This window comes from Flavobacterium psychraquaticum, from assembly GCF_034497725.1.
GTDB lineage: Bacteria > Bacteroidota > Bacteroidia > Flavobacteriales > Flavobacteriaceae > Flavobacterium > Flavobacterium psychraquaticum.
In genome coordinates this window covers 1-21,563 of record NZ_JAXKVR010000026.1, presented here as the reverse complement: position 1 = coordinate 21,563, position 21,563 = coordinate 1, and the positions used below count along the sequence as shown (strand labels likewise).

Here is a 21,563-nt window from a genome sequence, read left to right as displayed (position 1 = left end):
TGCAATTTAATCAATATCAATGCAAATTTATTAAATTATTTTTTCTCCGTTGTTAAAAAAAGTTAAATTATTCAAATTAAATGTCGCTTTTTCTCCTATTGCTGGCAAATTCTTTCCTTGAGAAGAAAAAAGTAACAATTCACAATCATACTCAACGTGTCCTGAAAAATTATCTAAATCTGATATTTTAGAAATAACAGCGATAAAACTAATTTTATCATCTATTAATTCTTCCTGATATTGGGCTGCAAAGTTAATTATTTTTTCAATTTTATTATCAATTATTTTAACATTTTTATAAATAAAATCGAAAAAAAAATTATTATTTTGAGGAATTCTTAAATATTCATCTAAATTACTCGTTTCTAATGCATTTTCATCAGTTATTAAAAATGAATTTAAAAGCGCTATAAAAAAATATTTTCTACTTTCTTCCCTATTATAATCATTTTGAAAATAACCTGCTTCAAATAAAATAGTTGGTGTAGAACTAGTTGTGAAAAAATCTCCTATACAATTCACATTATAACTATCATCAAATCGGCCTACTTGATTAGGAATGTACTCTTGCAAAGCTCTGTTCATCCTATTGATTACCTTAATTGCTTTAATTCTAACATCATTATAATCCCTTTTAGCATTGTAAGCTGGCGATAAAAAAGAGATCGTAGCAGGAAGATGAAAACCTTCCGTACCAAAAATTGTGCGTTGATCGTGTAAATTATAACAATAATCAGGTCGTAACGCTTCGTAAATTGATCGTAACAATTGCATTTCAGGTTGTGTTGCCATAAAAGCATCTCTATTTAAATCAACTGCATTTGAATTTTCACGAGTATAGGCAAAAGCTCCATCAGGATTCAACATCGGGATACATACTAAGGTATACTTTTCTTTTATCTGATTAGCCAAATCCATATCAGAACTAAGGAAATTAAAAAAGTCAAATAAACCTTTTGTGGTGGTTGGTTCGTTGCCGTGCATTTGAGACCAAATCAAAATTTTGGTTTTACCAGTTCCAATTTTAACTTGAAAAATACTTCTTTGCTGAACAGATTTTCCTATTACACTAATATCAAATATTGATTTATAAGTATTTAATAACGGTAAAATAATATCTAAGTGAATGTACTTACCTTTTAGTTTAGGCTCTAAAAAATGTGTTGCTAATTGTAAATTATCCATACGTTTATATTATGTTACAAATGTAAACAACTTTACATTTACAATTGTAAACAACAATTTATCCCGTTTAAATTACTTTTGTAAACAGTTATGACTGCTGAAAAACGAAACATATCAACAAATTGTTTACAGTAATGAATAGTTTAAAATATTGTAAATTATTAACTGTAAATCAATTATTTAATACTGTTTACATAAACCATTAATCTAATGTGAAAATAGCTATTTACAATTGTAAACTTGCTTAATTAAGTTTCTTTGTTTACATTTGTAATTGATTAATTTTAATACACTATTTACAATGGTAAACATTGATGACTTTATTAAACGTTTGGAAATTATCCTTGATTATTACAATTTATCAGCCTCTGCTTTTGCAGATAAAATTGGTGTGCAACGTTCTAGTTTATCTCACCTACTCTCTGGAAGAAACAAGCCGAGTTTAGATTTTATTATAAAAGTAATTGAAGTTTTTCCGGACGTAGATTTATATTGGGTATTAAACGGAAAGGGAACTTTTCCAAAATCTGAAATTAAAAATCTAAGTATTGAAGAGAAAAAACCGATAATAAAAGAAGAGGTTATTTTACAAGATCAATCCTTAGAAACTGATTTATTTTCCGCAGAAAATAGCAGCACCCCCGAAAACGAAATTCAGGCAGCAAAAAATTCGCAACACACTCCTCCTACTTTAAAAAACGATACTGCTATTGAACGAATCGTAATATTCTTTAAAGACGGCACTTTTAAAAATTATACGCCCTAAAAAAAGCCCTAGTAAAAACTAGAGCTTTTCAAATTGAATTTAATAACCTTTTCTATTATCTTCTCAGCAAGTATAATGCAGTTACACCAGCTTCTATTCTACTTGTTGTTGGCGCAAAATCTCCATTAGTTATAGGAAATGCGAATTTTAAGACACGTCCTCCTCCATTTAAACGTTCTGCAACATAAATATCATTTGTTACATGATCGTAGGCAACATCAACCGGATTCCCTAATAAGGAGGTTGGTCCGTAAATTCTAACTTGGTTATTCATAGCAATTGTTCCCATATTAGTAGTAGCATTTAGCACTGAAGAAAAGTTTTTAATAACAATTAATCCACCGTCAGCATCGTTTGTTGCCAAACCTACATCTGATAAAATCAGTACATTATCTTGAGTTGAATACGTTATTCCGTGCGTTCTTACTAAACCTTCAATAGTAACTCTTTTTGAAGCCATAATTTCACCTGTCATATTCGAGAAAAAGTTCTCATAAACTACTAAATCACTTGTAGCATCAGCAATAGCATACATTGTATTGCCATCAATATGTATCCCCCATAATTTAATATTTACAGTATAAGTATTAATTAACGAAAGGTTTGAACCAGTTCTTTGATAAACATAAAATTTACTAACATTTCCGTTAGTAGCACTTTGATCTTGTGCCACAACAACTCTATCGTTTGTTACTGCAATTTCACGTGCATTTGTAAAGTCTGATGCCGATGAAAATCCTAAATTTAAATCAGTTGCACCAGAAATAATTGAATTTCTTAAGCCAGAGTACACATCAACTTTATTATTAGTTCTAGAAACTTGAATTATTTGATCTCTAAAAGGATCATAAAAAATCCCATCAGAATCAGTTGAAGATATGTTGAAACTTTTCGGAGTTGGAGATGCAGCCAACAAATCTGTGAAAGAAATTTTTCCTGATGTATTGCTTGAAGTAAAAAGCTTTAATTCAATAGCAGGAGTGGGAGTTGTATTTGGCGGCATCGGGTTAGCGATAGTTGTCATAGAGTCATCATCACTGCAAGATGCGAATGAAATGGCGATAATAACTAAGGGTAAAAATAGTTTTTTCATATTTGAAAGTTTTTAAGTTTGCTTTCATTTACGGAAAAGGTTTCTGCTTGGTTTTGTTGAATTTATTATTTTTTATAAAATTTATTTTTCTTTACTATATGATTAATCAAAAATAGATGCTTTTTATTATTTTTTCTTTTCAGGAAAATAACTTAACGCTCGATTTTTACCAAATATTCCAATATAATACGATTCTAAAACCTTAAGATCTTCTTCAATATTTCCTGTCGGATAAAAAGGTAGATGATAAACGACTTCTTTTTTACCATAATCAAATACAACAGGAATTATAGGTACATTGGCCTTCAAAGCAATATAATAAAAACCTGTTTTCCATTGGTTTACTTTTTTTCGAGTTCCTTCTGGCGACAATGCTAATCTAAAAATATCATTTTGTTCAAAAACTGCTGCAATACTATCAACTTTATTTTCGTTTTTAGCCCTGTTCAAAGCTCTTCCTCCGGTCCACTCAAAGAAATATTTAAATGGAAACACGAATAACTCTTTTTTTGCTAAATAATTAATCTCCACTTTTAAAATACCTCTAGAGAAAATGCCTAAGAAAAAATCCCACCAGCTAGTATGAGGAACAACGATTAGTACTGCTTTTCTTACTTCTGGAGCAATAGTCCCAATCACTTTCCAACCTAAGATATTTAAGAATATAAATTTGTAGATAATTTGTTTCATTTTGACTTAATTTGACACAAAAATAAAATTATATTTACGATTACAAACTAAAACAGATGATAAAGCGCTTATTAAGTTACTTATTACCCATAAATATCCATCAAAAGAAGTCGGAATTCAGTAAAAATCTGGAAGTTACGTGGAATAATGGGTTCTTAGTTTTAGATTCTGAAAATACTAATTATTCCTTTGGAAGTTTACAACGCGTTTTAAAAAAAGGTTTGAAATATATCGGTTATGACCGAATAAATAAATTTGAATCGATTTTAATACTCGGTGTTGCTGCCGGAAGTGTTATCGAAACATTAAAAAATGATCTAAAATTCAAAGGTAAAATTACGGGTGTAGAAATTGATACAACCGTAATTAAAATTGCCAATAAATATTTTGGTTTGGACCAATTTGACAATGTCGAAATCGTAATTGATGATGCTTTTGAGTTTGTTTTAAAAACCAAAGAAAAGTACGATTTAATCGTGATTGATATCTTTCAAGATACAACAATGCCTAATTTTTTATTTGAAGATTTCTTTATAAATCGTATTAATTTTTTACTTAACATAAATGGTTTTATCTTATTCAATACTATGATATTAGATAAAAAAGATTCGGAAAGAAATGTAATATATCGTACAAAATTTAATACCAATTATTCGGTTAGATTATATCCAAAAATCGAACACCATAACGAATTATTTACAATTAAAAAATTAGCTTAAATTTACGATTATTGCAATAATTTTCTTGCTTTTACTAAATCTTCTGGCGTGTCAATTCCGATACTTCCGTGTGAAGTTTCTACCATTTTAATACGTTTTCCGTATTCCAAATAACGAAGTTGTTCTAGCTTTTCTGAAGCTTCTAAAGATAACATTGGTAACTTATAAAAATCAAGTAACGCTTGTTTTCTAAACGCATAAATTCCAATGTGCTTCATGTAACGAACGCCTACATTTTCTTCTCGTGGAAAAGGAATTACCGAACGTGAAAAATAGAGAGCAAATCCTTGTTGGTCCGTAATAACTTTTACGTGATTTGGATTATTAATCTCTTCTTTATCGGTAATTTGAAACATTAGCGATCCTAGATCTACCTTTTTATCGATGTCATTTTTAAAAACTTCAATTAATTCTTCTAGAGGCTTTTTGTTGATAAAAGGTTCGTCTCCTTGAACGTTAATTACTACATCAACATCCATATTTTCAACAGCTTCTGCAATTCTATCGCTTCCACTTTCGTGTTGTTTTATGGACATAATTGCTTTTCCACCTTTCGAAATAATTTCACTGAAAATTAAATCCGAATCGGTTACTACAAACACATCATCAAATAAATTGGTTTCAATTGCAGCTTCATATGTTCTTAGAATTACAGTTTTGCCTCCTAAATCTTGCATCAATTTTGCAGGAAAACGAGTGGATGCATAGCGTGCCGGAATTACAGCAATTATCTTCATATATATGTTTTAAAGTGTAAAAGTACTAATTTTCAAAATATTCATCTTTAAATCCTATTAAATAAAGTTTTTCTTGTGCACGTGTGATTGCAGTATACAACCATCGCACATAATCGACGTCAATTCCATCTGGTAAATAAGGTTGTTCCACAAATACAGTTTTCCATTGTCCACCTTGCGATTTATGACAAGTAATTGCATAAGAAAACTTCACCTGAAGTGCATTGAAATACTCGTTTGCCTTCACTTTTTGCAGTTTTTTATATTGCTGACGCTCCTCTTCATAATCCAACAACACTTCCTGGTACAATCGATTCGATTCTTCATAAGATAATGAAGGAGATTCGCTCATAATTGTATCTAACATTATAATCGTATCTAAAGGAGGTTGATTTGGATAATCGACCATTCGAACTTTTACGGTTGCAAATTTGAATCCGTATAATTCTTGAATTTTTCTAATTTCCAAAATTTCAATAATATCGCCATTTGCAATAAATCCGGCTTCAGATTCTTCTTTCAACCAAAAATAGTTATTTTTCACCACCATTAAATAATCTCCTGTCGAAATTTCATTTTCTTTAGATAAAATGGACGCTCTAATTTGTTGATTGTACTGATTTGCTCTTTTATTAGATCGGACAATAAAAACAGTATCTTCTAAACCATAATTATCATAAGTACCGTGAATGGCATCTTGAATATCATAACTATCTTGCAAACGAACAATATCTTTAAAACCTTTCAAATTAAATTTAAAAGTATCGATAAAATGAGAATTCAATAAATCTCGTAAAATTGTAGCATTGTATAAAATTCCGGAATCTTCCGATTGACGCATCACTTCATCAAACTCAATATGATGTACATTTTTTTGATAATGTAACGAAAGTCCATCAATATCCAAAGCCGGACTAACGGTCATATTCACTGGTGGTAACTGCGCGGTATCACCTATTAATAAAAGTTTACAATTTTTTCCTGCATCAACATAAAAAAACAAATCATCTAACAAAGAACCATTTTCATATAATTTAGAATCCTGACTTGTATCTGAAATCATGGAAGATTCATCTACTATGAAGAGTGTGTTTTTAAATTTATTTTGCTGGAGCGTAAAGCTAACACCTCCAAATTTGTTCTTTTTCGGATAATAAATACGTTTATGAATTGTAAAAGCGGGCTTTCCGGAATAATTACTAATAACTTTTGCAGCTCTTCCGGTTGGTGCAAGTAATACGCATTTCATTTCTACATTATGAATCGAATTAATTACGTTTGAAATAATGGTTGTTTTTCCTGTTCCGGCATAACCTTTGAGTACAAAAATATCCTCCGAAGTGGAATTTATTAAATAATTGGCAATTTTCTGCAAAAAAATATCCTGTTTTAGAGTGGGTTGAAACAAGAAATTTTCACGTAATAAATTGTAAAACAGCTGATAATTCATAAAAAAATGTTAGGCTAATATTAATTTTTCAAAGATACTGATGATTTTTACAAGAAATTCTTTTCTAAAGAAAAAAAAATTGTAGATTTGTCGACCTATTTTAACTAAAAAGTATAAAAAATGTTGTTATTAATTTATTTTGTTGTCACTTGCATCGTTGCATTCGCACTAGTAAAACTTATTGATAAATTCCTACCTTCTGGAGCAAGACCAATTTTGTCTATTGCTTTATGGGCGGTTTGTATTTTTATTGCCTACCTTATTTACGCTTCTGTTATGAAGCCTATAGAATTTAAAAAAGAAAAAGAAGCACGTTTTTCTGCAGCAGTTAAAACGATGTTAGATATTAAAAAATTGCAAACTGGATACAAATCTGTAAATGGTAAATTTGCCGAAAACTTTGATGAATTAATTAAATTTGTTGAAGAAGGTCAATTCGAAATTGTATCTCGTAAAGACACTTCAGTTATTGATGTCGCAAGAAATAACGCCTTTGGAATCAAAGTTGAAGCTGACGGTGTTGGAGGTTTTTATAAAGATGTTGTAATTACTGAGAAATTAGGAAACGTATCTGTAAAAGATTCGTTATTCAAAAATTCAGATAGATACAAAAGATTAAATGTTGTAAAAATTGGAAATATCGAAGTTCCTGTTTCTATGAAAACAGGATTAGTTAATAGAAATGATATGAATATTTCTGTTTTTCAAGCTGTGATTGACAAAGATGCTTTACTAGCAGATTTAGATCAGGATTTAGTTAATAATGAAAACAAAGTAGAATCGATTGATGAAATCAACGGTCCTAAAATTACTCTAGGTTCTTTAGAAGAAGTTAGTCTTACAGGAAACTGGCCAAAAAAATATGGTAATAACGAATAACGACATTACATTAAAAACATACAAAAAGTTGTCCATTCAGGTTTCCTTGAGTGGACTTTCTTTTTGTGTCTTTGATCTATTTACAAGTAAGATTATACATACTTCTTCTCTCACTTTCGAAAAAAATAAAGTCATTGAAGAACAACTGTGGCGCACATTTGTAGATCATACCGTCCTTACAAAACCATACGATGAAATAGTTGTTTTGCATAATAATAATTTGAATGCTTTTGTGCCTTCTTCTTTATTTGATGCCAATTACTTAGCGAGTTATTTGCAATATAACACAAAAGTTTTTGAAACTGATTTTTTCACATTCGATACAATCTCACCTTATGAAATAAATAATATTTATGTTCCTTTCGTAAATATCAACAATTTTCTATTAGACCAATATGAAAGTTTTGAATACAAAAATAGCAACTCAATTTTAGTAAATAAGTTACTTGACCTTGCCAAAAACAAAGAAGAGAAGCAAATTTTTGTTCACATACAAAAGAACACCTTTGAATTGGTGATTATAAAAAATCAAGAGTTGCTTTTATTCAATTCATTCAATTATACGGCGCCAGAAGATTTAATTTATTTTATATTATTTTCGTGCGAACAATTGCAATTAAATCCAGAAACGATATCGGTTAAAATTTTAGGAAACTGTTTGGAATCAGATTCAAATTATAAAATCATCCACAAATACATTAGAAACTGTTCGTTATTAGATGTTTCCACAATGAAAACAGCGCTAGACGAAACAGAGAAAAATATTAGAAATCACTTTACACTATATCATTCATGAGAATAATTTCTGGAAAACATAAAGGTCGTCGCATAGTTGCTCCTAAAAACTTACCTGTTCGTCCTACGACTGATATGTGCAAAGAGGCATTATTTAATGTTTTAAACAATTACTTCAATTTTCACGGTTTAAAAGTTTTAGATTTATTTGCTGGAACTGGTAGTATAAGTTATGAGTTTTCATCTCGAGGTGCTGGCGCCATTACTAGTGTTGATGGTGATATGGGTTGTGTAAATTTCATTAAAAAAATGGCCACTGATTTAGATTTAGATATAACAGCTGTTAAAAGCGATGTATTTAGTTTTGTTGAAAAAAGTAAAGCTAGTTTTGATATTATTTTTGCGGATCCACCTTACGAAATGAGTCAGGAAGATTTTGAAAAACTAGTCCAACTTATTTTCGAAAAAGAATTATTAGATGAAGAAGGAATGTTAATCGTAGAACATTCAAAATACACAAAACTAGAGCACTTGACCAATTTCTCTTTTGCAAAAATTTATGGTGGTTCTGTTTTTTCTTTCTACGAATTTGAAAGTGACGAAGAAGAAGATTATGAAGACGATGAAGAATAATTGTATGTAAAAAAAGCAGACCTATAAGCCGGATTCTGTCCCCAATAAATTGGAGCCTTATCATTTATCTAGACTAAACATTACTGCTTAGCTCAAGCTGTCTACCCTTCAACATCGGACGAGTCGCCCTTATCCTAATAAATCAGGAGGAGTTGATATACTTGACATTTCACCGCATAGAGTTTACCTGGTTTCACTACAGCATTACCTGTACATACTTTCTGTTGCACTTGTCCTCGCCTTTCAACGGACGGGCGTTACCCGCTATGCTACTCTTTGGTGTCCGGACTTTCCTCTCTTCATTACTGAACAGCGATAAGGCGGTCTGCGGTGCAAAGATAGTCTTTTGCATGCAGAAATATGAAATTAGAATTTAGAATTTAGAAAAAATAAAAGCATCAAATTTTAACTGTTTTGTTGACTTAAATTTAGGTATTGAAATTGCTTTTTCAGCTTGAATTTTGAGATTTAATATCCTATATTTGTCACTCAATAATATTCTATGGAACAATTTGTAGTATCTGCCAGAAAATACCGTCCGCAAACATTTAAAGATGTTGTTGGGCAGCAGGCCATTACAAATACCTTGTTGAATGCTATTGAAACCAATCATTTGGCGCAAGCCTTGTTATTTACAGGTCCTAGAGGTGTTGGGAAAACAACTTGTGCACGTATTTTAGCTCGAAAAATCAATCAAGAAGGATATGATGATCCTTATGAAGATTTTTCATTCAATGTTTTTGAATTAGATGCTGCTTCTAATAACGGAGTTGACGATATTCGAAGTATTATTGACCAAGTTAGAATACCACCACAAACCGGAAAATATAAAGTTTATATTATTGACGAGGTGCACATGCTTTCACAAGCAGCTTTTAATGCATTTTTGAAAACATTAGAAGAACCGCCAAAACACGCTATATTTATTTTAGCAACTACTGAAAAACATAAAATTATTCCAACGATATTATCGCGTTGTCAAATTTTTGATTTCAAAAGAATCACCGTTAAAGATGCAAAAGACCATTTAGCCGAAATTGCAAAAGAACAAGGTGTCGCTTACGAAGATGATGCTTTGCATATTATTGCACAAAAAGCAGATGGTGCCATGCGTGACGCTTTGTCTATTTTTGACCGAGTAGTTTCCTACTGTGGAAAAAATTTAACAAGACAAGCCGTTACTGAAAACTTAAACGTACTTGATTTTGAATATTACATCAGAATTACAGATTTAATTTTAGAAAATAAGATTCCAGATCTATTAATTGCTTACAATGATATTTTGGCCAAAGGTTTTGACGGTCATCATTTCATTGCTGGTTTAGCATCACACTTTAGAGATTTGTTGGTTTGTAAAAATCCGGCAACTTTATCTTTATTAGAGGTGGGTGAACAAGCTCAAAGTTTGTATTTAGCACAATCTCAAAAAGCTACGCACGATTTCTTAATCAAAGGAATTGAATTGGCAAACGATTGCGACTTAAAGTTTAAAGTCAGCCAAAATCAACGCCTACTTGTTGAACTTTGTTTAATGCAACTAGCCTCTATCACTTTTGATGGAGAAAAAAAAAAGTAGCTAAATTTATAATTCCGGCTACTTATTACAAAAACAACTCCTACTCTATTACGGAAGTTTCAGTTCCAAAGCCTTTAGAACCAAAAGAGGCAACGCAATCTATTGTTATAAGTGAACCAAAAGAACAACAAATAATTGACGCTTCACAACCTGAAATAATAGTTCCACCGACAGTTATAAACGAAGCTATTCCTCATATGAACGCTACGGGAACCAAAGTTTCTGCACTTTCTATTGCGAGTATCAAAGCCAAGAAACAAATAGAAGCCCAGCAACAAAGTCATCAGAAAACACAAGAAAACGCACCTGCACAAGCCTTTACAGAAACCGATATGCTTTTGTTGTGGACAAAATTTGCCGAAAAAATGAGACAAGAAGGCAAACGTTTGTTAGCAACTTATATGCAGATGAACGACCCAACGTTAAACGGCACAACCATTACTTTAGAACTACCAAATCAAGGTACAAAGGAAGATTTTTTATCGGGTTGTCATGAATTAATGACCTATTTAAGAGGCCGATTACACAACCACGAAATTAGCATTGAAGTAATTGTCAATGAAGTTACCGAAACGAAATTTGCTTTTACACCACAAGAAAAATATGAGCGTTTAAGACAAATTAATCCCAATTTAGATTTACTGCGAAAAGTATTTGATTTGGATGTTTAAACAATAAGAAAAACTATTATTTTTAATACTATAATTTGGGCGTTACCTTTGGTCGGGCTGTACGTTCTATCTTTTTGTTTTTAAAGAAAAAACAAAAAGGATGCCACTCCCATCCCTAACGCATTCCTGTGATTACTTCAAATCTAGTTCTAAAATCTTATTTTACTGTCGAGTAAAGTACTACTTTATTTATTTTTAACTCATGAATCAACTCGATTTTTCAGACCAAAAACCATCACAAACCGAACTATATTCGGTATATTTGTATAGGCTTCGTATCAAAATAATACTGATATTGAACTTCAAAATATTTTATTTGGTACTTAAAAGTCACTAAACTAAAACGCTTATTATGCAACCAATTGTCATTAAAAGAGTGTATGAAGAAGCATCTGAAAATGATGGCTATCGAATTTTAGTAGATCGACTTTGGCCTCGTGGCATTTCAAGAGAAAAAGTTAACATAGATGAATGGGATAAAAACATTGCACCTTCTACCGAACATCGCAAATGGTTTGACCACAAAGAAGAGCGATTCCAAGAATTCACCATTCGCTATAAAGAAGAATTACTAAAACAAGAAGAAGAGCTTAACCGAGTTAGAAAAATAGCAGCAACAGAAAAAGTTACACTTTTATATGGAGCAAAAAATCAAGAAATAAATCACGCAGTCATTTTAAGCACTATTTTAAATCAAACACTATGAGCAATTATTCTTATGATACGGTAACCGAAGCATTAGTAGGTTTAAAAGAAAGAGGTTATACTACAGACTTCGAATTGATGGTCGAAAAAGAATGTTTAGTTTGTCACGAAAACTCCACCTATCTTTCGCCGGAAGAATTTCAAATTGACGAAATTCATCGTTTTGAAGGTGATTCTGATCCAGGAGATGAAATGATTGTCTATGGAATTTCTTCCACAATTCACAATATAAAAGGTATCGTTGTAAATGGCTATGGACTTTATTCTGATCCTTTAACTTTTAAAATTGTATCCCGATTAAAAAAACACATTTAAAAAAAATAGAATGGAATCCAAAAAACCTATCAAACGAAATCCAGCAATTGTAACTTTTTCAAAAGATCATCATTTTGCCTTATTACTCGTTTGGAAAATTAGACAAGGTTTGAAAAAAGAAATCGAACCATCAAGAATCATAAATTATGCAATTCACTTTTTTGATACCGATTTAATTTTTCATTTTGAAGAAGAAGAAACCTTATTGTTTAACAAATTACCTTCCGATAATTTATTACGACTTCAAGCCGAAGAAGAACATAAACTGATAAAGTTAGAAATTGATGCTTTGCGAAATAATCCCGAAGACAAAATCGGAATTGAAAATTTAGCTGATATTTTAGAAAAACACATTCGATTTGAAGAACGTGAATTGTTTAATTACCTGCAAGAAATTTTTTCAGAAGATGAATTATCAGAAATCGCAGAAGCAATGGAAGCAAGAACACGTGAACACGAAATTGCTTGGAAAGATGAATTTTGGTTAGTATCCTAATAAATGTTCCTCTTTTTATAAAGGTAAAAAATTATCTTACTATTAATCAATCCAATAAATAATCGCAATGAATTTTACGATTCAACCCGTATTAGAAAATGAAACTGTAATTCTTTATCCTCTGAATAACGATGATTTTGAAGCTTTGCATTTATCGGCTTCCAATCCTGAAATTTGGGAACAACATCCTAATAAAAATCGTTGGCAAAAACAGATTTTTAAAAATTTTTTCGAAGGAGCAATTCTAAGTAATGGTGCTTTTAAAGTGGTAGATAAAATCAACAACAAAGTAATAGGAAGTACACGCTTTTACGATTACGATGAAACTGAACACAGTATTTTAATTGGCTATACTTTTTATGATAAAGCATATTGGGGAAAAGGAATAAATCACGCCGTAAAAAGTATGATGTTGGATTATATTTTTCAATTTGTTTGTATTGTAGACTTTCATATTGGTGCCGAAAATATCCGCTCTCAAGTTTCAATAAATCGCTTAGGTGTTACTAAAATTGGCGAACGCGAAGTTACTTATTTTGGCGAAGAACCAAAACTAAACTTCATATATCGCTTAACTAAAGAAGATTGGTTAGCGTTTCAAGCAAAAAAATAAAAGGCAACAAAACAATGTTTAGACATCAAGGCAAAACAAGAACTTTAAGCCACAACAAAAAGATTGCTTCCTTACTTTCTTTCGTTGCAGGAATTGTAAATGTTGCCGGATTTTTATCGGTGCAAAGACTAACCACAAATGTAACAGGTCATTTTGCTTTTTTCATAGATGAAGTCTTTAAACTCCATTTTACAGAAAGTTTAATTTATTTTTTATACATTTTATTCTTCTTTTTAGGATCGTTTGTTTCTAGTCTATTCATTGAAATTATTTCAAAAAAAAATGATCGATATATTTATGTAATTCCTACACTTATTGAAAGTGGAATTTTATTTGCAGTTGCTATTTTGGGTCAACACAATATTGCCACTCATTACAACTTTATTGCTTTTACACTACTTTTTGCTATGGGATTACAAAATTCATTAGTGACTCGAATTTCAGGAGCAATTGTAAGAACAACTCACTTAACCGGACTATTTACAGACTTAGGAATTGAATTATCGCAATTATTTTTCTACAAAACGAAAGAACAAAACGAAAAATTGACATCAACTATAAGGCTTCGATTGCGAATTATTTTATTTTTCTTTATTGGTGGTGTTTTAGGTGGAATTTTCTATTCGTACTGGTCGCTTTATGTGTTGCTTATTCCGGCAACGGTATTATTATTTGGTTTGTATTATGACACCATTAAATTCCAAATATTAAGTTGGAAACGAAAACATATTTAAAAGAAAAAAGCCACGTGTGTGACTTATTGTTCTTTACATTTTTCCGTAATACATCGCTTTCACTATTCCATCAGACAATCCAATTTTTGGCACGTAAATTTGTCGCGCGCCACTCCATTTCATTGCATTTAAGTAAATTCTTGTGGCAGGAATAATTACATCAGCTCGATCTGGATTTAAGGCTAAATTGGCAATTCTTTCATCATAACTCATACTATTCAATTTTTGATATTGCGCTTGCACATACATATATGATAAAGGCTTTTCCTGGTTTTTCCCTGATAATTTGAATAATTTATTGATATTTCCACCGGTTCCAATTAAGTTAATATCGTCAAAAGGTTCCGTCACAGTTTTTATCCATTTTTCCATTTCTTCCCAAACAAATTCTGTAACCATATTATTCAACAAACGGACGGTTCCATTTTTAAAAGATTTAGAGGCTATAATTACACCTTTATCGAAAAGTGAAAATTCGGTACTTCCGCCGCCAACATCGACATATAAATAAGTTTTATCTGAGTTTATGAAGTGATTTAAATCGGACGCCGCAACAATCGTAGCTTCTTTTTTACCTTCAATAATTTCAATTTTGATGTCAGCTTTCTTCTTAATTAAATCTACAATTTCTTTGCCATTATAAGCTTCACGCATAGCAGAAGTTGCGCAAGCGTGATATTTTTCAACTTTATGCACTTTCATTAATAATTTAAATGCCTTCATTGCATCGACCATTCGATCTATATTTTCTTCCGAAATTTCTCCAACAGTAAAAGCATCCTGTCCCAAACGAATTGGCACACGAACTAAAGCACATTTATTAAATTGCGGTGTACAATTTTTTTGCTCTACAATATTTGTCACCAACAACCGCATGGCATTTGAACCGATATCGATTGCAGCATATTTTTTTATAGTAATCATCATATAAATTTAAGGTTATTCAACCGTTTCAGCAATTACATCTAACCTATTTTGATAGTAATTATACATTTCTAACTGAGCTCTAAACGGCTTTTCAGCACCACGAGTGCGGTATACATTTTTTAAATCGTCAGAGTGCATTCTGGCTTTAATATTGGCCTTCCAACCAATTTCAAATGTTTCTATTAGTTCTTTTCTAATTTCTGCATCATATATAGGACAAGTAACTTCTACTCTTGCGTCTAAATTTCGCGTCATAAAATCAGCAGAGGAAATAAAAACTTCCGGATTTCCGCTATTTCCAAAAATATAAATTCTAGAATGTTCTAGATAATGATCAACAATACTAATTGCTTCAATGTTTTCACTCATACCCTTCACACCAGGAATTAAACAGCAGATACCTCTAATAATTAACTGTACTTTTACTCCTGCCCTACTAGCATCATATAATTTGTCAGTCATTTTAAAGTCAGAAATACTATTCATTTTCAACTTAATATGGGCTTCTTTTCCGGCAAGTGCATTTGCAATTTCGCGATCAATTAATTTATTAAAACGGCTTCTTGTATAATGAGGCGAAACGATTAGATGTTTGTAGCGATGCACGCGATAATTCACATCAAAAAAATCAAAAATCTTTGCAGCATCTTTTAAAATTTCGGTATTACTAGTAAAAAGCGTTACATCTGTATAAACTTTAGCAGAATTTTCATTGAAATTTCCCGTTGAAATCACTCCGTATCTTTTAACTCGTCCTTCTTCGATACGCTCAATAACGCAAATTTTACTGTGCACCTTCAAACCTTTAACACCAAAAATTAACTCAATGCCTTCGGTTTGCATCTGTTCTGAATATGAGATATTACTTTCTTCATCAAAACGCGCTTGCAATTCAATTTGAACGGTTACTTTTTTACCGTTTTTAGCAGCATTTATAAGCGAGCTTACAATTTGCGAATTTTTTGCCAAGCGATATAAGGTTATTTTTATTGAAGCTACTTTTGGATCCAAAGCGGCTTCACGTAGAAATTTAATTACGTAAGAAAAAGACTGATAAGGCGCGTATAACAAATAATCTTTCTTTTTAATTTTATCTAAAATACTACCTTCTAGGGACAATCCGGGAATTGGTAATGGTAAATTTTCTCTATATAATAAATCATATCGTCCTAAATTTGGAAAATTCATATAATCTCTACGATTGTGATATCTTCCACCTGGAATGATGCTATCAGAACTATCAATTCCCATTCCTTTTAAGAAAAATTCTAATGTGTCAGCACTAATTCCTTGATCATATACGAAACGCACGGGTTCACCAACTCTTCTATCTTTTACCGACGAAGATATTTTTTCGATAAAACTTTTACTCAAATCACTATCGAATTCGAGTTGTGCATCACGCGTAATTTTAATCATGTGGGCAGAGATGCTTTCATAATCAAAAATATTGAAAATGTTATTTAAATTATAGCGAATAACATCGTCTAAAAGCATTATATATTGTTTTTCTGAATTAGAAGGAAGCACCACAAAACGATTAATTGTATTAGGAATTTCAACAACTGCGTAACGAATTTCTTTATGATTTGCCTCAGAAATCATCACTAATTTGATAGCTAAATAGCCCGATGTATCTTTTAAAAGTGGAAACTCTTCCAAATCATTCAACATAATAGTTACCACAGCAGGACTAACTTTTTGAATGAAATAATCATGTATAAACTGCTCGTGTTCTTTAGAAATATCTTTTTCAGTAATGATATAAATATTTTCTTTTTCGAGTTTTTTCTCAATTTCACTGAGAATTCGTAAACTTTCAGATTGTTGTTCGATTACAATTTCAGTAATTTCTTTTAACAATTTTTCAGCCGGAACACCGAGAATTTTTTCCGTATCATTACTTTCTAAGGATAATCTTCGTATTGCGGCATAACGAACTCTAAAAAATTCATCTAAATTATTGGAAAATATACCTAAGAAACGAAATCTATCCAATAGAGGAACAGATTCGTCATTAGCTTCTTGTAAAACTCTCGCATTGAAAGTTAACCAGCTTTTTTCTCTATCGATATATGAATTTTGGTTGGAATTATTCATTTTTAAAATGGCTTGGAAATAAAGTACATATTGTTTTGCCTTTAGATAGATGTTCCCAATTGTTAGAATCAAATTGCAAATGAACCAAACCAGCTGTTGGGACATTCTCTATATAAAGATCCCCAAATTTATTAACAAATTTTGTAATAGCTTCGTTATGTCCAAAAAGAATTAAGTTATCGTGCTCATTTTTACATTTTTTTATGATTTGAAGTAGTTGTTTATCGTCAAAAGTGTATAATTCGTTTGAAAATTGAATGACCTCTATAGGAATTGATAAATATTGCGAAAAAATAAAAGCTGTTTCTTTTGTTCTTTTTGCATTACTACACCAAACAATATAAGATTTAGGAACAATATCAACTGATTTGAGTGCAATTAAATGGGCATTCTTGACCCCTCTACAAGAGATAGATCGATCAATATCTTGAACAGGAACGGCCCAACTGGACTTTGCATGTCTAACTAAAATTAAATTTTTCATATTTCGTTAATTAAAATATTAAATTAATCATTTTTTTTTACCTAATATCTATATTTTTTTAATTTTTCTGGGAGTTAATGGATAATATCAACCACTTTATCGAATATCTACAACAATATTTTAAGTGATAGTACTTTATTCCTAATTTAGCCTTTGAATTTTAATAGTATTATAATATTTATTTAACAAATTCTTAGATAAAATAATTTTTTAAGAAACTTGAATATATAAAACTCAAAATTAAATTCTCATAGTTTACCCCAAGTTAACTATTTTACTTTATCTGCTGTGATCATTAATTTTTTATAAATTTTATTATGAAAACTACAGCTAGATTTAAGAGTCATTCATTACTCACCTTATTTTTATTTATGAGCTTTGCTACTTCAAATGCTCAGGATTATTTTAATTATAATACTGTTACGGCACACATACCAAACGGGATTATAAATAAAGAAAAGATTGATACTATTTTAAATTCAGATAGTATTTTACTGAGTTCAGCTGATATGTCAAGTAGAGCATCTTCTCCGCTTACTTCAGGAAATGTGATAAATACACTTGAAATAAATTATTCGAATTTAAGTGAAGTGACTAGCGTATCAAATCAGAACATAAAAAATTGTATTGTAAAAATTACAGCCCCTGTCTCATCAATTAACTTAAATGCTTTAAATCATTTTATGCATTTAGAAGTTATTCATGTAATAATTGAAACTCCATTAATCACGGGGAATATTCGTGATTTAATTGTTATGACTAATCCTCAAGTTTTGATATCCTATCAAATAAGTATTCTTCAATAAAAAATAGTACCTATTATGAATTTAAAAAATTACATTATCAAAAATATGACTGAAATGAAAACATATTTATATGTGTTGCTTTTCTTGTCGTGTAGCTTTTTTAGTGTTGCACAAGTTAGAGTTGGTTTTACACCAAGAAAACCAGCAGCAAATCCATCACAAACAATTTACAATGTAAAAGGAGATTTTACCTTAATTGGAAATACGAATTTAACATTAAATAATTATGGCCTAACAACTCAAAATGGTAATAGTTCAATGAAATATGTTGATGTGGATGGTGATAATAGCACTTTTAATTCCTCCGCAGCAAATTTAACATTTTCAAATGAAAATGGAGCGATACCAAGTTGTTCCAAAGTTGTATTTGCCGGATTATACTGGACGGGTAGAGCATCAAATTCGTCTCCTAGTCCTGACACATTTAACGTCACAAAAGGTTCTACTACTAAAACTTTCAACAAACGAAAAGTTAAATTGAAAGGGCCTACTTCAAGTTCATATACTGAATTTACAGCAGGAACTAATGATATATTTTACCCTCAAACTACTGATGATTACATGTATTCCGCGTTTGCAGAAATTACCGATTACGTAAAAATCAATGGTCTTGGAGAATATACCGTTGCAGATATTGCACTTATTGAAGGTAATGGTGGTGGAACAGGTTATTATGGTGGATGGGGAATCATCGTTGTTTATGAAAACTCAAAAATGAAGTGGAGAGACATTACTGTATTTGACGGTCATGCCTTTGTAGCTGCAAGCACAACGAGCCATCAAATTCCTATTTCAGGTTTTAACGCGGTTCAAACGGGACAAGTAAACGTGAAATTAGGATTAATGGCTGGTGAAGGTGATAGAGGAATCGATGGCGATTATTTTAATATTCGTAAAGTCAATAATACTTGGTTGCCATTAGATCATACAGGAAATGCAGTGGATAACTTTTTTAATTCTTCTATACAGACCGGTGGAAATACTAGAAACCCCACTTTAGTCAATAATACGGGGCTTGATATTTCAATGTTCAATATTCCTAATCCAAGTAATTCTGTTATTGCCAATAACCAGACATCTACTTCGCTGCGTTATGGTTCTACTGGAGACACTTACATAGTCTTTATGGCAGCCATGGCGGTTGATGCCTATATACCTGAAATTGAAGGAATAATGTCTTTGCTTTCTGTTGATGGTGTGCCAGCAACAAGTGCTACAACAGTTACACCTGGTCAAGTACTTGAGTATTCTATTAAAATAGTAAATCAAGGAACTGAAGCAGTTAATAATACAAAAATAAAAATTGATATTCCATATATGGCTAGTTATGTAGCAGGAAGTGCTACCAAATCAATTAGTTTCACACCGCTACCTAGTCCAAATTCTTTAAATTTTAATACTTCAATTGGACCTGCTGGTTTATTGACTTGGGATATAGGAACGCTTCCTGTACCAGCTAATCCATCAACAATCCTTGGCGAATTAAAATATAAAATTAAAATAACGGAAGATTGTTTTTTACTTACGCAACAAATTTGTACACCAAGTGCAACTCTTCAAGGTTTTATTAATGGAACTGGTGCAATTACTGGTATTTCTATTGCTAACCAACCCTTTATTCAAGGATATCAAACTTCTGGAACTTGTCTTGGAGAACCAATAACTGAACCCATAAAAATCAATGTTGATGCTGCAGATTTTGTCAATCAAAATTGCCAAAATCCACCAATAACTTCAAATTTTAGTTTTTGTGGTACATCAACTATAATTCCTTTTAATACTATAGCTTCTAACTATCCAATTGGAACATTGTTTTATAATTCATATCCCGTAACTTCTGCATCAGTTCAGTATACAACTTCATTTCCTAATATTGCAGGTTCAAATGATTATTATGCTGTTCCACCAGATCCAAACGGATGCTATTTTAAATTTACTATAATTATAGATGACGCTCCAACAATTATATCACCTTCTCCACTTACATTGAATGGCTGCGGAACAAATGGAATTACACCTTTAGCATTTAGTACAATCCCAGTTACAATAACTCTTCAAGATTTTATTAGTGCTGGTGGTAATGTATCAAATAACTTATTAACTTATACTATTACTTATGTAGACGTTGCAACTGGTTCTTGTCCAACTATTGTAAATAGACAGTTTACAGTTACAACTACTTGTGTCAGTGTAACTTTAAATCAAACAATTACTATTAATGATCTTATTTCTCCAACATTCACTTCAACAGCTCCCGCAAATGTGACTGTAGAATGTGATGCAGTACCAACTACTGCTACTTTAGCTGCAACTGACAATTGTGGAAATGCAACTGTAACTTTTAACGAAGTAAGAACGGATGGATCTTGTGCAAGCGATTATATCTTAACGCGCACTTGGACTGCAACTGATAATTGTGGAAACGCAACTTCCGTATCACAAATCATAACGGTTAAAGATTTAACAGCTCCTACTTTCACTTCAACAGCTCCAGCAAATGTAACTGTAGAATGTGATGCTGTTCCAACTGCTGCTACTTTAGCTGCAACTGATACTTGTGGAAATGCAACTGTAACCTTTAACGAAGTAAGAACAGATGGATCTTGTGTTAGTAATTATACCTTAACTCGAACTTGGACTGCAACTGATGTTTGTGGAAATGCAACTTCTGTATCACAAATCATAACGGTTAAAGATTCAACAGCTCCAACATTCACTTCAACAGCTCCCGCAAATGTGACTGTAGAATGTGATGCAGTTCCAACTGCTGCTACTTTATTAGCAACTGACAATTGTGGAAATGCAACTGTAACTTTTAACGAAGTAAGAACGGATGGATCTTGTGCAAGCGATTATATCTTAACGCGCACTTGGACTGCAACTGATAATTGTGGAAACGCAACTTCCGTATCACAAATCATAACGGTTAAAGATTTAACAGCTCCAACATTCACTTCAACAGCTCCAGCAAATGTAACTGTAGAATGTGATGCTGTTCCAACTGCTGCTACTTTATTAGCAACTGATACTTGTGGAAATGCAACTGTAACGTTTAACGAAGTAAGAACAGATGGATCTTGTGCAAGCGATTATACCTTAACGCGCACTTGGACTGCAACTGATGTATGTGGAAACGCAACTTCTGTATCGCAAATCATAACGGTTAAAGATTCAACAGCTCCAACATTCACTTCAACAGCTCCCGCAAATGTGACTGTAGAATGTGATGCAGTACCAACTGCTGCTACT

Annotated in this window: 22 protein-coding genes and 1 other RNA gene; 14 read left to right on the top strand and 9 right to left on the bottom strand. The window is 31.6% G+C overall.

The window, feature by feature from the left end:
• Positions 1-30: 30 nt before the first annotated feature.
• Positions 31-1,185 (bottom strand): M14 family zinc carboxypeptidase, encoded by a 1,155-nt coding sequence (locus T1L09_RS05165; RefSeq protein ID WP_322549886.1) that lies wholly within the window; start codon positions 1,183-1,185, stop codon positions 31-33.
• Between the two features lie 301 nt (positions 1,186-1,486).
• Between T1L09_RS05165 and T1L09_RS05160 the strand changes: the two genes are divergently transcribed.
• Complete coding sequence (locus tag T1L09_RS05160; protein ID WP_322549885.1) at positions 1,487-1,951, top strand: helix-turn-helix domain-containing protein; 465 nt, start codon at positions 1,487-1,489, stop codon at positions 1,949-1,951.
• Between the two features lie 55 nt (positions 1,952-2,006).
• On the opposite strand, the gene T1L09_RS05155 is transcribed toward T1L09_RS05160, so the two are convergent.
• Positions 2,007-3,044, bottom strand: a complete 1,038-nt coding sequence (locus T1L09_RS05155; RefSeq protein WP_322549884.1) for a hypothetical protein — start codon at positions 3,042-3,044, stop codon at positions 2,007-2,009.
• 126 nt (positions 3,045-3,170) lie between these two features.
• Entirely contained in the window at positions 3,171-3,734 is a 564-nt protein-coding gene (locus T1L09_RS05150) for a 1-acyl-sn-glycerol-3-phosphate acyltransferase (RefSeq protein WP_322549883.1), read from the bottom strand.
• Positions 3,735-3,790: 56 nt separating this feature from the next.
• On the opposite strand from T1L09_RS05150, the gene T1L09_RS05145 reads away from it, so the two are divergent.
• On the top strand, positions 3,791-4,453 hold the full coding sequence (locus tag T1L09_RS05145) for a spermidine synthase (RefSeq protein WP_322549882.1): 663 nt from the start codon (positions 3,791-3,793) through the stop codon (positions 4,451-4,453).
• A gap of 8 nt (positions 4,454-4,461) precedes the next feature.
• On the opposite strand, the gene kdsB is transcribed toward T1L09_RS05145, so the two are convergent.
• Positions 4,462-5,190 (bottom strand): 3-deoxy-manno-octulosonate cytidylyltransferase, encoded by a 729-nt coding sequence (gene kdsB / locus T1L09_RS05140; protein WP_322549881.1) that lies wholly within the window; start codon positions 5,188-5,190, stop codon positions 4,462-4,464.
• Between the two features lie 25 nt (positions 5,191-5,215).
• Positions 5,216-6,640: an ATP-dependent DNA helicase gene (locus T1L09_RS05135; protein WP_322549880.1), complete on the bottom strand. Its 1,425-nt coding sequence runs from the start codon at positions 6,638-6,640 to the stop codon at positions 5,216-5,218.
• A 120-nt stretch (positions 6,641-6,760) separates the two neighbouring features.
• On the opposite strand from T1L09_RS05135, the gene T1L09_RS05130 reads away from it, so the two are divergent.
• Genes T1L09_RS05130 through rsmD form a run of 3 tightly spaced genes read left to right on the top strand, consistent with a single transcriptional unit; the run spans position 6,761 to position 8,887 of the window.
• The gene (locus T1L09_RS05130) at positions 6,761-7,519 is read left to right on the top strand and encodes a hypothetical protein (RefSeq protein WP_322549879.1); all 759 of its coding nucleotides are present in this window, start codon (positions 6,761-6,763) and stop codon (positions 7,517-7,519) included.
• Entirely contained in the window at positions 7,503-8,315 is an 813-nt protein-coding gene (locus tag T1L09_RS05125; RefSeq protein WP_322549878.1) for a DUF3822 family protein, read from the top strand. The genes T1L09_RS05130 and T1L09_RS05125 overlap by 17 nt, the downstream gene beginning before the upstream one ends.
• Positions 8,312-8,887, top strand: coding sequence for a 16S rRNA (guanine(966)-N(2))-methyltransferase RsmD (rsmD, locus tag T1L09_RS05120; RefSeq protein ID WP_322549877.1), 576 nt, complete (start codon positions 8,312-8,314; stop codon positions 8,885-8,887). Before T1L09_RS05125 ends, rsmD begins: the two co-directional genes overlap by 4 nt.
• Before the next feature lie 8 nt (positions 8,888-8,895).
• On the opposite strand, the gene rnpB is transcribed toward rsmD, so the two are convergent.
• Positions 8,896-9,219, bottom strand: an RNA gene (gene rnpB / locus T1L09_RS05115) — RNase P RNA component class A.
• 170 nt (positions 9,220-9,389) lie between these two features.
• On the opposite strand from rnpB, the gene dnaX reads away from it, so the two are divergent.
• The 7 genes from dnaX to T1L09_RS05080 all read left to right on the top strand — a co-directional run bounded on the left by dnaX (position 9,390) and on the right by T1L09_RS05080 (position 13,997).
• Positions 9,390-10,463, top strand: a complete 1,074-nt coding sequence (gene dnaX, locus T1L09_RS05110; protein WP_322549876.1) for a DNA polymerase III subunit gamma/tau — start codon at positions 9,390-9,392, stop codon at positions 10,461-10,463.
• A 197-nt stretch (positions 10,464-10,660) separates the two neighbouring features.
• Positions 10,661-11,134, top strand: a complete 474-nt coding sequence (locus T1L09_RS05105; RefSeq protein WP_322549875.1) for a DNA polymerase III subunit gamma/tau — start codon at positions 10,661-10,663, stop codon at positions 11,132-11,134.
• A gap of 352 nt (positions 11,135-11,486) precedes the next feature.
• Positions 11,487-11,840, top strand: a complete 354-nt coding sequence (locus T1L09_RS05100) for a DUF488 domain-containing protein (RefSeq protein ID WP_322549874.1) — start codon at positions 11,487-11,489, stop codon at positions 11,838-11,840.
• Positions 11,837-12,154: a phosphoribosylpyrophosphate synthetase gene (locus T1L09_RS05095; protein ID WP_322549873.1), complete on the top strand. Its 318-nt coding sequence runs from the start codon at positions 11,837-11,839 to the stop codon at positions 12,152-12,154. The genes T1L09_RS05100 and T1L09_RS05095 overlap by 4 nt, the downstream gene beginning before the upstream one ends.
• Before the next feature lie 10 nt (positions 12,155-12,164).
• Positions 12,165-12,650, top strand: coding sequence for a hemerythrin domain-containing protein (locus T1L09_RS05090; protein ID WP_322549872.1), 486 nt, complete (start codon positions 12,165-12,167; stop codon positions 12,648-12,650).
• Between the two features lie 67 nt (positions 12,651-12,717).
• A complete protein-coding gene (locus T1L09_RS05085) occupies positions 12,718-13,263 on the top strand; it encodes a GNAT family N-acetyltransferase (protein WP_322549871.1) in 546 nt (181 codons plus the stop codon).
• A 14-nt stretch (positions 13,264-13,277) separates the two neighbouring features.
• On the top strand, positions 13,278-13,997 hold the full coding sequence (locus tag T1L09_RS05080; RefSeq protein ID WP_322549870.1) for a YoaK family protein: 720 nt from the start codon (positions 13,278-13,280) through the stop codon (positions 13,995-13,997).
• Between the two features lie 33 nt (positions 13,998-14,030).
• Here T1L09_RS05080 and T1L09_RS05075 read toward each other — a convergent pair whose 3' ends face one another.
• The 3 genes from T1L09_RS05075 to T1L09_RS05065 are packed head-to-tail and all read right to left on the bottom strand — an operon-like array spanning position 14,031 to position 17,508.
• Complete coding sequence (locus T1L09_RS05075) at positions 14,031-14,921, bottom strand: Ppx/GppA phosphatase family protein (RefSeq protein ID WP_322550057.1); 891 nt, start codon at positions 14,919-14,921, stop codon at positions 14,031-14,033.
• Between the two features lie 15 nt (positions 14,922-14,936).
• Positions 14,937-17,024 (bottom strand): polyphosphate kinase 1, encoded by a 2,088-nt coding sequence (gene ppk1 / locus T1L09_RS05070; RefSeq protein ID WP_322549869.1) that lies wholly within the window; start codon positions 17,022-17,024, stop codon positions 14,937-14,939.
• Positions 17,017-17,508, bottom strand: a complete 492-nt coding sequence (locus T1L09_RS05065) for a SixA phosphatase family protein (protein ID WP_322549868.1) — start codon at positions 17,506-17,508, stop codon at positions 17,017-17,019. The genes ppk1 and T1L09_RS05065 overlap by 8 nt, the downstream gene beginning before the upstream one ends.
• A 317-nt stretch (positions 17,509-17,825) precedes the next feature.
• Between T1L09_RS05065 and T1L09_RS05060 the strand changes: the two genes are divergently transcribed.
• Together T1L09_RS05060 and T1L09_RS05055 are read left to right on the top strand one after the other, a co-directional pair.
• Positions 17,826-18,314, top strand: coding sequence for a hypothetical protein (locus T1L09_RS05060; protein ID WP_322549867.1), 489 nt, complete (start codon positions 17,826-17,828; stop codon positions 18,312-18,314).
• 54 nt (positions 18,315-18,368) lie between these two features.
• A partial coding sequence (locus T1L09_RS05055; protein WP_322549866.1) for an HYR-like domain-containing protein occupies positions 18,369-21,563 on the top strand: 3,195 nt, incomplete at its 3' end.

Excerpts from the sequence above, each read along its gene's own strand:
- T1L09_RS05165 (WP_322549886.1), bottom strand. The coding sequence starts at position 1,185 with ATGGATAATTTACAATTAGCAACACATTTTTTAGAGCCTAAACTAAAA.
- T1L09_RS05160 (WP_322549885.1), top strand. The coding sequence starts at position 1,487 with ATGGTAAACATTGATGACTTTATTAAACGTTTGGAAATTATCCTTGAT.
- T1L09_RS05155 (WP_322549884.1), bottom strand. The coding sequence starts at position 3,044 with ATGAAAAAACTATTTTTACCCTTAGTTATTATCGCCATTTCATTCGCA.
- T1L09_RS05150 (WP_322549883.1), bottom strand. The coding sequence starts at position 3,734 with ATGAAACAAATTATCTACAAATTTATATTCTTAAATATCTTAGGTTGG.
- T1L09_RS05145 (WP_322549882.1), top strand. The coding sequence starts at position 3,791 with ATGATAAAGCGCTTATTAAGTTACTTATTACCCATAAATATCCATCAA.
- kdsB (WP_322549881.1), bottom strand. The coding sequence starts at position 5,190 with ATGAAGATAATTGCTGTAATTCCGGCACGCTATGCATCCACTCGTTTT.
- T1L09_RS05135 (WP_322549880.1), bottom strand. The coding sequence starts at position 6,640 with ATGAATTATCAGCTGTTTTACAATTTATTACGTGAAAATTTCTTGTTT.
- T1L09_RS05130 (WP_322549879.1), top strand. The coding sequence starts at position 6,761 with ATGTTGTTATTAATTTATTTTGTTGTCACTTGCATCGTTGCATTCGCA.
- T1L09_RS05125 (WP_322549878.1), top strand. The coding sequence starts at position 7,503 with ATGGTAATAACGAATAACGACATTACATTAAAAACATACAAAAAGTTG.
- rsmD (WP_322549877.1), top strand. The coding sequence starts at position 8,312 with ATGAGAATAATTTCTGGAAAACATAAAGGTCGTCGCATAGTTGCTCCT.
- dnaX (WP_322549876.1), top strand. The coding sequence starts at position 9,390 with ATGGAACAATTTGTAGTATCTGCCAGAAAATACCGTCCGCAAACATTT.
- T1L09_RS05105 (WP_322549875.1), top strand. The coding sequence starts at position 10,661 with ATGAACGCTACGGGAACCAAAGTTTCTGCACTTTCTATTGCGAGTATC.
- T1L09_RS05100 (WP_322549874.1), top strand. The coding sequence starts at position 11,487 with ATGCAACCAATTGTCATTAAAAGAGTGTATGAAGAAGCATCTGAAAAT.
- T1L09_RS05095 (WP_322549873.1), top strand. The coding sequence starts at position 11,837 with ATGAGCAATTATTCTTATGATACGGTAACCGAAGCATTAGTAGGTTTA.
- T1L09_RS05090 (WP_322549872.1), top strand. The coding sequence starts at position 12,165 with ATGGAATCCAAAAAACCTATCAAACGAAATCCAGCAATTGTAACTTTT.
- T1L09_RS05085 (WP_322549871.1), top strand. The coding sequence starts at position 12,718 with ATGAATTTTACGATTCAACCCGTATTAGAAAATGAAACTGTAATTCTT.
- T1L09_RS05080 (WP_322549870.1), top strand. The coding sequence starts at position 13,278 with ATGTTTAGACATCAAGGCAAAACAAGAACTTTAAGCCACAACAAAAAG.
- T1L09_RS05075 (WP_322550057.1), bottom strand. The coding sequence starts at position 14,921 with ATGATTACTATAAAAAAATATGCTGCAATCGATATCGGTTCAAATGCC.
- ppk1 (WP_322549869.1), bottom strand. The coding sequence starts at position 17,024 with ATGAATAATTCCAACCAAAATTCATATATCGATAGAGAAAAAAGCTGG.
- T1L09_RS05065 (WP_322549868.1), bottom strand. The coding sequence starts at position 17,508 with ATGAAAAATTTAATTTTAGTTAGACATGCAAAGTCCAGTTGGGCCGTT.
- T1L09_RS05060 (WP_322549867.1), top strand. The coding sequence starts at position 17,826 with ATGAAAACTACAGCTAGATTTAAGAGTCATTCATTACTCACCTTATTT.